The sequence below is a fragment of the Flavobacterium sp. LMO8 genome, from assembly GCF_009495755.1.
Lineage (GTDB): Bacteria > Bacteroidota > Bacteroidia > Flavobacteriales > Flavobacteriaceae > Flavobacterium.
In genome coordinates this window covers 1-11,299 of record NZ_WIBJ01000001.1, presented here as the reverse complement: position 1 = coordinate 11,299, position 11,299 = coordinate 1, and the positions used below count along the sequence as shown (strand labels likewise).

Genomic DNA, 11,299 nt, shown 5'->3' with positions numbered 1-11,299 from the left:
TTTATTTATTTTATAAATGTAGTTATAGACTTACTAATATAAACAATCATTCATGCGTTAAAAAACGAAAAATACTCCAAAAACATTATAATACTAAGAGAAAAATAAAATCCTAATTTTATAATAATTGGCAACAAAATATTAAAACTCGTAAATTATCAGAAAACCAAAACCAACCACCACAAAATCGGAACACTTTCTAACCAAAATGATGCGTAGAAACGTGAACGATTTTCATTGGCAAAAAAGAGAAAAATAGCAATAGTTCCACATACCAAAAGTTTGAAAAAGAACGATAAAATATGATGATTATTGGCATATAAAAACTCTAAAAAAAGCATTAAAAACAATAATAGATAACCAAGTTTTTTGGTTGGCTCCACTCCTATTTTCTGAGGAACCGTTTGTAAGTGTAAATCATCGCGTTTTACATCCACAATGTCAAATACCAATACTATCGAGAACACTAATAAAAATCGTTGAAAAGCCATTAAAAGCACATCTATAGAAAACGGAATTTCAGCTTCTACCAAAGGTAAAATCACGGTTACTCCTACCCACGTAATTCCAACGATGTAGATTTTTACGCCTTTCCAATTTCGAGCATTTTGTTTGTTTGGAAAAAAAGGTAATGTGTATAAAAGTGTAAGCCCAAAAAAAGCAAAAGCACTTAACTTTGATTCCCAACTCAATTGCAAGAAAAAGTAAAAACAAGCCAACAAAGAAATAAAACTCAAAAAAACGATAGCTTTGAGTTCTTTTTTGATTTCCGTTTTGTTTAACCTTGCGATGGCATCGTACTTCACAAAATTATAACCAACTACTGTCCCAAAAAAAGCAAAGAAAGCTACCGAAAAATCGCCTTGAACACCAAAGAAATATTGCGTCATGAACACCAAAGCAAATGCCGACAAAGCCACATGTAAACTACTATTGATATAGAAATCAAGAATTTTCTTTAAAACTACCATTCAACAAAATTAATCAATCTGTTAATAAGACTCGAAATTAGTTGATAAAATCACAAAAAATCCAATTTTAAAAACAAATTATTACAAGATTAATAATTACTTTTGTTGACCAAAACAACACATAATAACATACATACACATTTTTGATAAATGAGAACAGATGCATTCGCTTTGAGACATTTAGGACCACGTGAAAGTGACTTAAATCACATGTTTAAAACGGTTGGTGTAGATTCATTCGACCAACTACTTTATGAAACATTTCCTGATGGAATTCGTTTAAAAAATGAATTAAATTTAGATGCTCCAATGACTGAGTATGAGTATTTAACTCACATTCAGGAATTAGGAAAGAAAAATAAAGTATTCAAATCATACATTGGTTTAGGATATCACCCTGCGATCGTTCCGGCGGTTATTCAAAGAAATATTTTTGAAAACCCAGGATGGTACACGGCTTACACACCTTATCAAGCAGAAATTGCACAAGGTCGTTTAGAAGCGATTTTGAATTTCCAAACTACAGTTATCGAATTAACAGGAATGGAAATCGCAAATGCGTCTTTACTTGACGAAGGAACAGCTGCTGCAGAAGCAATGGCGTTGCTTTTCGATGTAAGAACACGCGATCAAAAGAAAAATAATGTTTCGAAATTCTTTGTTTCGGAAGAAATTTTACCACAAACGTTATCAGTTTTACAAACACGTTCTACTCCATTAAATATTGAATTAGTAGTTGGAAATCATGAAACATTTGATTTTTCAACAGAATTCTTCGGAGCTATTTTACAATATCCAGGAAAATATGGTCAAGTTTATGACTATGCAGGATTCATCTCAAAAGCAGCAGAAAACGAAATCAAAGTAGCGGTTGCAGCTGATATTTTATCGTTAGCAAAATTAACTTCTCCAGGTGAAATGGGAGCTGCAGTTGTAGTTGGTACTACACAACGTTTTGGAATTCCAATGGGTTACGGTGGACCACACGCTGGTTATTTCGCAACGAAAGAAGAATACAAACGTTCGATGCCGGGAAGAATCATCGGTGTTTCTATCGATGTAAACGGAAACCGTGCGTTACGTATGGCATTAGGAACTCGTGAGCAACACATTAAACGTGAAAAAGCAACTTCAAACATTTGTACAGCTCAAGTTTTATTAGCGGTAATGGCTGGAATGTATGCCGTATATCACGGACCAAAAGGTTTACAATATATTGCTAATAAAGTACATGCTTCTGCGGTTACAACTGCCGATGCTTTAAATAAATTAGGTGTTTACCAAACGAATACTGCTTTCTTCGATACGATTTTAGTAAAAGCTGATGCGAATAAAGTAAAAACGATTGCAGAAAAACACGAAGTAAATTTCTTCTATCCAGATGCTGAAACGGTTTCAATTTCATTTAACGAAACGACTTCTGTAAATGACATCAACCAAATTATTGCCATTTTTGCTGAAGCAACTGGAAAAGACAAAATTACAGTTAGTCAATTAGCGAATGACACTATGATTCCTGAAAACTCAGTAAGAAAATCAACTTTCTTACAACATGAGGTTTTCAATAACCATCATTCAGAATCGCAATTGATGCGCTATATCAAAAAATTAGAGCGTAAAGATTTATCGTTGAATCATTCGATGATTTCATTAGGTTCTTGTACGATGAAATTGAATGCTGCTGCCGAAATGTTGCCTTTATCGATGGCAAATTGGAACAGCATTCACCCTTTTGCACCAATTGAACAAGCAGAAGGTTACCAAATCATGTTGAAAAAATTAGAGCAACAATTGAATGTAGTAACTGGTTTCCAAGGAACAACGTTACAACCAAATTCAGGTGCTCAAGGTGAATATGCTGGTTTGATGGCGATTCGCGCTTACCATTTATCAAGAGGCGATAACCACAGAAATGTGTGTTTAATTCCAGCTTCTGCTCATGGAACTAATCCTGCTTCTGCTGCTATGGCAGGAATGGAAATCATCGTTACAAAAACCATGGATAATGGTAATATCGATGTAGAAGATTTAAGAGCAAAAGCAATCTTACACAAAGACAACTTATCAGCTTTGATGGTTACTTATCCATCAACTCACGGAGTTTTTGAAAGTGCAATTATTGAAATCACGAAAATCATTCACGATAATGGTGGTTTAGTTTACATGGACGGTGCGAATATGAATGCACAAGTTGGATTAACAAATCCAGCTACTATTGGCGCTGATGTTTGTCACTTAAACTTACACAAAACCTTTGCAATTCCTCACGGTGGTGGTGGACCTGGTGTTGGACCAATTTGCGTGAACGAAAAATTAGTTCCATTCTTACCAACGAATCCAATTATTCCAACAGGAGGAAGCCAAGCGATTACCGCAATTTCTTCTGCGCCTTATGGTTCGGCTTTAGTTTGTTTGATTTCTTACGGTTACATCACGATGTTAGGCGCTGAAGGATTAACAAATGCTACTAAATATGCTATCTTAAATGCAAATTACATGAAAGCGCGTTTAGAAGCACACTATCCAGTTTTATATTCTGGAGAAATGGGAAGAGCCGCTCACGAAATGATTTTAGATTGTAGAGCTTTCGAAGAAAAAGGAATCAAAGTAACCGATATTGCAAAACGTTTAATGGATTATGGTTTCCACGCACCAACGGTTTCTTTCCCAGTGGCTGGAACATTAATGATTGAACCAACAGAATCAGAAGATTTAGCAGAATTAGACCGTTTTTGTGATGCGATGATTTCTATTCGTAAAGAAATTGAAGCTTCTTCAAAAGATGATGCTAATAATATTTTAAGAAATGCGCCTCATACTTTAGCAATGGTTACAGCTAACGAATGGGTTTTCCCTTACACAAGAGAACAAGCTGCGTTTGCATTAGATTATATTGCTGAGAATAAATTCTGGCCAACGGTTCGTCGAGTTGATGAAGCGTATGGTGATAGAAATTTAGTTTGTTCTTGTGCACCAATTGAAGCTTACATGTAAAAAATAAATTTCCAATATTTAAAATCCCAAATTCCAATTCAGGTTTTTGGGATTTTTTTTTAAACATGATAAAAATCAATCGCTTCAAAAAGTATTGTTGTAAATTTGTACGATTATAAAATTTGGAAATGAAAGACATTGAAACTCGAGAAGACATCCTATTCATCATGCGTAAGTTCTATGACAAACTTTTAGCGGATGATTCGATTAATTTCTTCTTTACGAAAGTAACATCAGTTGACCAACATTTGGAAGCACATTTTGAAATTTTAGTAACTTTTTGGGAACAATCGTTGTTTTTAAAAGGAGGTTATTTCAATAATATGTTTTCCATACATAAAGAAGTTCATGACAAACAGGCTTTTACAAAAGAACATTTCGACACTTGGTTACGTCATTTCAACTCAACGATTGATGAACATTTTGAAGGCAAATATGCAGAACAAATGAAAACACAAGCGTTAAGCATGGCAACTATAATGCAGATAAAATTTTCGTAAATACCCCTAAAAAAAGTCAATTTCATATTTTTTTTAAGTTTAAAATGATGATTCGATAATTACCATAAATAAATCGGTTGTTTTCATCTTATGTTAAGAAATAATTAATAATTTCGTTATCCAAATCAAAATATCATGAACATAAAAATAACAGGTTCTGGAAGCTATATACCAACAGAAACAATATCAAATGTAGATTTTGCAAAACATTCATTTTTAAATGATGACGGTACACCTTTTCCACATCCTAATGATGTTGTGGCTGAAAAATTTTTAGAAATAACTGGAATTCGAGAGCGAAAATATGTTTCAGATGATTTATGTACTTCTGATATTGCTTTTATTGCAGCAAAAAAAGCGATAGAAGATTCAAAGGTTGACCCAGAAACTATTGATTATATTATTTTAGCTCATAATTTTGGTGACGTAAAAAAAGGTGCTATCCAATCTGATATATTACCCAGTTTAGCCACCCGTGTAAAACATAATTTACGCATTAAAAACCCAAAATGTGTTGCTTACGATATTTTGTTTGGTTGCCCTGGATGGGTAGAAGGCGTTATTCAAGCCTATGCGTTTATTAAAGCTGGAATGGCAAAAAAATGTTTAGTTATTGGTGCCGAAACCTTATCAAGAGTTGTGGATATGCACGATAGAGACTCCATGATTTATTCTGATGGTGCAGGTGCAACAATGATTGAAGCAACTGATGATGAAGGCGGAATTTTAGCGCACGAAACCGCTACTTTTACTTATAATGAAGCCTATTATTTGTTTTTTGGAAATTCCTTCAACAAAGACCATGATCCAGATGTGCGTTATATTAAAATGCACGGAAGAAAAATATATGAATTTGCTTTAAGCCAAGTTCCCTTAGCTATGGCAACATGTTTAGACAAAAGCGGCATCAATATTAACGAAGTAAAAAAAATATTGATTCACCAAGCCAATGAAAAAATGGACGAAGCTATTATTCAAAGATTTTATCGCATATATAAACAAACTCCTCCAGAAGGAATTATGCCAATGAGTATTCATAAGCTTGGAAACTCAAGTGTAGCCACAGTACCAACTTTGTTTGATTCTATACAAAAAGGATTAGTTAAAAATCATGAATTAAAAAAAGGTGATGTTATTTTATTTGCTTCAGTGGGATCGGGTATGAATATAAATGCTATAGCTTATCAAATGTAAAAAAAAAATTAACAAAATTATATTTTATTAAGCAAAATTACGTTTTGTCGTTCTTTTTGTGTTAAAATTTTAATTTTTTATTAACGAAAACCTTGTAGCTAAAGTTAATTGACAAAAGAAAAAGTAAAAGAAATAAAATTATCGTATCTTTGATTTAAATAATTTAAAATCAATACAATAATGTTTTACAATCTACGATTTTACTTTTACTTTGCAATTGTATTATTACCTCTAATAACTTACTCGCAAGTTGGCATAGGAACTACCACTCCTAACAATTCTGCAATGCTTGATATTACTTCTTCAAACAAAGGAATCTTAATACCCAGAGTTGCCTTAGTTAATGTTACAAATACTACAACTCCAGTTAATGCTCCTGTTGAAGGGTTAATGGTTTGGAATACTAGTAATGGTACAGTTGGTGGTACAGGAAAAGGATTTTATTTTTTTAATGGCACCATTTGGGTACCTGTAAATGTAAATAGTACAAACACATTAGATATGGCATATGATACTGGTGGACCAGGCGCAGGAAGAACTATCATTGCTGACGCTAACCCTGTACATATTGGTGGAGAAGATGGTTTTATTGTTTCAGGAACATTTGGAAATGGAAATACTTTAGACCCTGCTTATGGCTCGCTTTACAATTCAAGAATGTTTTTTTATCCTAAAAAAGCAGCTTTCAGAGCTGGATATGATTCATTTGCAGACCCTGATCCTTTAGTCAACAATCAAGGTGCTTGGGATACTGATGCCGAAATAGGTGATTATTCTTTTGCAACAGGAAGATACAATAGAGCATCAGGAGAAGCAAGTTTTGCGGCTAATAACGACAACCATGCGTCTGGACAATATTCTTCTGCATTTGGTTCTGATGGTTTAGCATCTGGCAAGGCATCTGTAACCTTTGGTTCAAACAATATTGCTTCTGGCGAAAATGCTATCGCATCGGGAAACTCTTCAACTTCTTCTGGAAATAACTCATTTACGATGGGTTCTGGCTTACAAGCAAACTCTTTTTCAGAAACTGTTTTTGGTTCATTTAACACCTTTCAATATGATGATTTACATGTTCCAAATTCAACTGCAATTAATTTAACAGATAGAATATTTTCGATTGGTATTGGTGGCGGAAATTTAAGCAGAAAAAATGCGCTTGAAATATATAAAAATGGTAAAATACGATTTAATGAAGAGTATTATTTCCCTACAACTGATGGTTCCGCTGGTCAAGTTTTAACAACAGATGGAATTGGAAACGTTTCATGGGTAACTCCTCACAACACGAATAACATCACGAATAATAATTTATATTCAGAAGATACTGCTTTAGTTTTTAACAATGGTGTATTAACCGATTTAGCTGGCGTTCAAACATCAATCTTTCCAGGGGCAATTGCACCATTAAATGGAAATATTCAGGTAAAACTTTTTGTTTTATGTTCTACTACTAATATTCCAACAGCTTTTTCATTAATTGCAAATGATGGCACAACTGATACAACAATAACCTTAGTTTCTCCAACAACAACTACTATGAGCGGAAATGTTTTATACACTACCGAATGGTCAAATTGGGACGCAAACGAAACGTTATATTACAAATTAAGACTACAAGGACAAAGCGATGGAGTTACTAATATTTCTATTGGTAATGTTTATATTTTAACAAGAGCTCAATAATATGAATCCGATTAGTAAATTTACATATATCATTTTATTGCTGTTTGGTTTAAATAATGCCCAAAGTCAAAATGTTGGTATAAACAATAGTAATCCAAATCCTGTTGCAGTTCTTGATGTTTTTGCAACTGACAAAGGAATGTCATTACCAAATGTTAGTTTAGATAGCATAACAGGCATCATTACTCCTGTTAATGCTCCTGCTGATGGTTTATTAGTTTGGAATACTAATCCAAATGCTTTAAATAGTTTTGGAATAGGTCCTTATTTCTATAGTTCAAGCAAAAACAAATGGGAATATTTGATAGTAAAAAACGGATTAGACGGTTGCTATGACAAAGGAGGTGATGGAATGGGCTATTTTATAGAAGCTGACGCTTTACCAGTTAATTTCACCGAAGGTTCGTCTATTAATGACTCCTTTATGGTTACAGGTAAACTTACTAAAGGTTATAAAATTACTACACTTTCTACTTTACCTAACAATGGAGATGGTACAATTTGTTATTTTACCCCATCTAAAGCCGTGTTTAGAGCAGGTAAAGTTACTGGTAATCAATGGGATAACATCAACAATGGTCGTCATACCTTTTCAAGTGGATTAGACAACACTTCAAAAGGAAACCGATCTTTTACAACAAATTACAACAATACTGCAACTCGTTTATCATCAACAGCTTTTGGATACAACAATACGGTAAATAATGATATCGGTTTAGCTTTCGGATTTAACAATATGGTTTCAGGTAAAAACGCTATTTCAATTGGAGAGTTAAATACCATAAATGCATATCAAAATTTAGCATCTGGTACAGGAAACACAACAAGAGTTGTTAATGAAACAATCTTCGGAACCTATTCAAAAAACTATCCTATTGTAAATAGTACTGGCGGTCCAGAACCAGGAGATCCTTCACCAGGAATTGACAGCCAATGGACAAGATATGTAGGTGACAGAACATTTGCTGTAGGTATAGGAACAAACTCTGGCGCTAAAGCAAATGCTATTGAAGTTATTAAAGACGGAAATATTATATTCAATGAAGCCTACAAATTTAATTTAAATGACGGCACTGCTGACCAAACTTTTACAACAGATGGAGCTGGACAAATTGACTGGACAAATAGAAACCCAAGTACAGAAAGAGTTTCTAGTATTGCTTTAACTGGAGGAGATTACCAATTTGTAATTCCATTAGGAGCCACAGCACCTACGATGGTCCCTTTACCAGGAGCCACTGTTGCATTTAAATTTTCAGATTATGATTTTGATGGTGATGGAATTGTTGAAATTAAAGTTTTAGTAAACTATACCAATAGAACACCTGGTTTAAACGGATCTCTTTCGCAATTAGCAATGGATGAAATTTCAAACACTGGAGCAGGATTTTTATTTGGTAATTCAGCTTTCACCTACACTTCTGCACCTGACGGAATAGCTTATAATACAAATTGGTTTAGTATCGACTCTACAAAAGTAGCTACGATTGATGCTTTACAATTAAGATGCAGAAACTTGAACGGTGGATCTGCCGGCACAGCAGATGACAGTACTATGACAATTCAAGATGCTCAAATATTAGTTAGAGATAAATAAAAAATAAAAACATATTTTAAAAAATCGATAAATTAGTTTTATCGATTTTTTTATTTTAACTAAAAGAAAATTGTAATTTTGAAACATTTACTTTTAGCAATCCTTAAATTAAAGTATGTACGAGAAAACATATCCAAGCAAACGATTCAATATCACTTTAGATTTTCTAAAAAAACATATCAAAACTTCTGAAACCATTTTTGATTTAGGCGTTCCAAATCCTTTTTCTAAAATCATGGTAGATAATGGTTATTCTGTTATCAACACAAAAGGAGAAGATATAGATAATGACCAATCGGCGCTTCAAACTGAGAATTACGATGTATTTACGGGTTTTGAAATTTTCGAACATTTACTAAATCCTTACACTGTTTTACAAAACGTAAAAGCAGATAAAATTTTAATTTCTATTCCTTTACGTTTGTGGTTTTCTCCAGCTTATCGAAGCAAAACCGATATGTGGGATAGACATTATCACGAATTTGAAGATTGGCAATTGGATTGGCTACTTGAAAAAGCAGGATATAAAATTGTAGACAGGGTAAAATTCACACATCCTGTAAAAAAAATTGGTTTTAGACCATTATTGAGATGGATTACTCCAAGATATTATTTGGTTTATGCTGAAAAAGTAAAATAGTCAGATGAAATATTACGTTATCATTCCTGCTTATAATGAAGAAGCTTTTATGGCTTTGACTTTGCAATCTTTAGTAGAACAAACCGTTTTACCAACAAAAATTGTAGTGGTGAATGATAATTCTACCGATAAAACTCCGGAAATTGTTTCTGAATTTGCTTCCAAATACCCATTTATAACTTTAGTGAATAAAAAATCGGATGCGATTCATTTACCTGGAAGTAAAGTAATTCAAGCATTCCATGAAGGAGAAAAAAATATTGACGACAATTACGATATCATTGTAAAAGTGGATGCTGATTTGATTTTTCCAAATAACTATTTTGAAACCATCATCAAACATTTCCAATTGGATGAGAAAATTGGTATGGTGGGTGGATTTTGTTACATCGAGAAAAACGGCAATTGGGTTTTAGAGAATTTAACTGATAAAGACCATATACGCGGTGCTTTAAAGGCTTACAGAAAAGAAACTTTCAAACAAATTGGCGGATTAAAACCGCAAATGGGTTGGGATACCGTTGACGAATTACTTTGTAAATTCTACAATTGGAAAGTGGTAACTGATGAAAGTTTACACGTAAAACACCTAAAACCTACAGGCGCTAGCTACAATCAAGCCGCAAGATTCAAACAAGGTGAAGCTTTTTATACATTAGGTTATGGCTTTTTCATAACAGCCGTTGCTTCTTTAAAATTAGCGATGCGAAAAGGAAAACCTTTATTATTCTTAGATTATATCAAAGGTTTTTGGAAAGCTAAAAGAGAAAACAAAACCATGTTGGTAACACCTGAACAAGCTAAATTTGTTAGAAATTATCGTTGGAAGAAGATGAAAGAGAAATTGTTTTAATTTGTGTTTCATCTTTATTCTCAAATTAACACAGTAAATATTACTCCTTAACCACTTTTTTAACCACAACCTCACCATCTTCTGTTATTAAACGCAATAAATAAATACCTTGTGCTAAATATGATGTATTGAGTTGATTTTCAAAGTTTTGATTAAAAATTTGTTTACCTAAAACATCATACAACTCCATTGTTTTAAAAGTAATGTTACTCTCAATTTGTAAACTATTGTTAAACGGATTTGGAAAAACTGTTGCTGTGGTAGTCTCAAAATCTGTTGTACTCATGACACAACCTGGGTAATTAAATACATCTGAGTGAGTGGTTACTACAGCACCCTGAAAACTTAAAGTAGCACGACTAGGTGGTGAACCTGTAAATGAATTTCTACATACCGCATGTAAAATATAAGTAGTGCCAGCCGTTATATTTACATAAGCTTCTAATCCATTTGCCCCCCAAAAAAAACCATTCTTAAAACCCATACCTATACATCCATCCACTAGAGATACAGGTGAACCTGAATCACAACGTAGCCAATAGGTATTATTAGCTAAATCACTACAATTAGGATTGTTATGAAATAATGCCCAATTCCAATCTTCTGTAGTAATATCAGGGCAAATTAACAATCCAAATTCGCCAGTATATTGAGCCGTAAATATAAACCAAGCGGAGTTATTTTCCCATTGTGCTATATTTGCCTGACTTAAACAATACAATCCCAGAGCCCCATTAGCATCATCAATATTTCCTATACCATTTACCTCAAAATAATAATTCTGGGTAGCATCGCAAATTCTGAAAGCATCTATGCAATCCTCGGGTGTGTTAATTTGAGATTTTGCTTCAATGAAAATTGAGC

At 33.4% G+C, this 11,299-nt stretch carries 9 protein-coding genes; 7 read left to right on the top strand and 2 right to left on the bottom strand.

The window, feature by feature from the left end; translation table 11 throughout:
• Positions 1 to 158 precede the first annotated feature (158 nt).
• The gene (locus GFJ94_RS00045; RefSeq protein ID WP_162523751.1) at positions 159 to 971 is read right to left on the bottom strand and encodes a hypothetical protein; all 813 of its coding nucleotides are present in this window, start codon (positions 969 to 971) and stop codon (positions 159 to 161) included.
• A gap of 150 nt (positions 972 to 1,121) precedes the next feature.
• Between GFJ94_RS00045 and gcvP the strand changes: the two genes are divergently transcribed.
• The 7 genes from gcvP (at position 1,122) to GFJ94_RS00010 (ending at position 10,435) form a co-directional block, all read left to right on the top strand.
• On the top strand, positions 1,122 to 3,965 hold the full coding sequence (gene gcvP, locus GFJ94_RS00040) for an aminomethyl-transferring glycine dehydrogenase (protein WP_153199179.1): 2,844 nt from the start codon (positions 1,122 to 1,124) through the stop codon (positions 3,963 to 3,965).
• 128 nt (positions 3,966 to 4,093) lie between these two features.
• Positions 4,094 to 4,465 (top strand): group III truncated hemoglobin, encoded by a 372-nt coding sequence (locus GFJ94_RS00035; RefSeq protein ID WP_153199177.1) that lies wholly within the window; start codon positions 4,094 to 4,096, stop codon positions 4,463 to 4,465.
• 135 nt (positions 4,466 to 4,600) lie between these two features.
• Positions 4,601 to 5,659 (top strand): 3-oxoacyl-ACP synthase III family protein, encoded by a 1,059-nt coding sequence (locus tag GFJ94_RS00030; protein WP_153199175.1) that lies wholly within the window; start codon positions 4,601 to 4,603, stop codon positions 5,657 to 5,659.
• A 180-nt stretch (positions 5,660 to 5,839) separates the two neighbouring features.
• Positions 5,840 to 7,345, top strand: coding sequence for a hypothetical protein (locus tag GFJ94_RS00025; protein ID WP_153199173.1), 1,506 nt, complete (start codon positions 5,840 to 5,842; stop codon positions 7,343 to 7,345).
• 1 nt (position 7,346) lies between these two features.
• Positions 7,347 to 8,942, top strand: coding sequence for a hypothetical protein (locus tag GFJ94_RS00020; protein WP_153199171.1), 1,596 nt, complete (start codon positions 7,347 to 7,349; stop codon positions 8,940 to 8,942).
• A 115-nt stretch (positions 8,943 to 9,057) separates the two neighbouring features.
• On the top strand, positions 9,058 to 9,582 hold the full coding sequence (locus GFJ94_RS00015; RefSeq protein WP_153199169.1) for a methyltransferase: 525 nt from the start codon (positions 9,058 to 9,060) through the stop codon (positions 9,580 to 9,582).
• Between the two features lie 4 nt (positions 9,583 to 9,586).
• Entirely contained in the window at positions 9,587 to 10,435 is an 849-nt protein-coding gene (locus GFJ94_RS00010) for a glycosyltransferase family 2 protein (RefSeq protein ID WP_153199167.1), read from the top strand.
• Between the two features lie 40 nt (positions 10,436 to 10,475).
• Here GFJ94_RS00010 and GFJ94_RS00005 read toward each other — a convergent pair.
• Positions 10,476 to 11,299, bottom strand: an 824-nt coding sequence (locus tag GFJ94_RS00005; protein ID WP_153199165.1) for a T9SS type A sorting domain-containing protein, incomplete at its 5' end; no start/stop codon positions are given.

Bases quoted from the DNA above. Each gene is read 5' to 3' on its own strand.
- GFJ94_RS00045 (WP_162523751.1), bottom strand. From the start codon at position 971: ATGGTAGTTTTAAAGAAAATTCTTGATTTCTATATCAATAGTAGTTTA.
- gcvP (WP_153199179.1), top strand. From the start codon at position 1,122: ATGAGAACAGATGCATTCGCTTTGAGACATTTAGGACCACGTGAAAGT.
- GFJ94_RS00035 (WP_153199177.1), top strand. From the start codon at position 4,094: ATGAAAGACATTGAAACTCGAGAAGACATCCTATTCATCATGCGTAAG.
- GFJ94_RS00030 (WP_153199175.1), top strand. From the start codon at position 4,601: ATGAACATAAAAATAACAGGTTCTGGAAGCTATATACCAACAGAAACA.
- GFJ94_RS00025 (WP_153199173.1), top strand. From the start codon at position 5,840: ATGTTTTACAATCTACGATTTTACTTTTACTTTGCAATTGTATTATTA.
- GFJ94_RS00020 (WP_153199171.1), top strand. From the start codon at position 7,347: ATGAATCCGATTAGTAAATTTACATATATCATTTTATTGCTGTTTGGT.
- GFJ94_RS00015 (WP_153199169.1), top strand. From the start codon at position 9,058: ATGTACGAGAAAACATATCCAAGCAAACGATTCAATATCACTTTAGAT.
- GFJ94_RS00010 (WP_153199167.1), top strand. From the start codon at position 9,587: ATGAAATATTACGTTATCATTCCTGCTTATAATGAAGAAGCTTTTATG.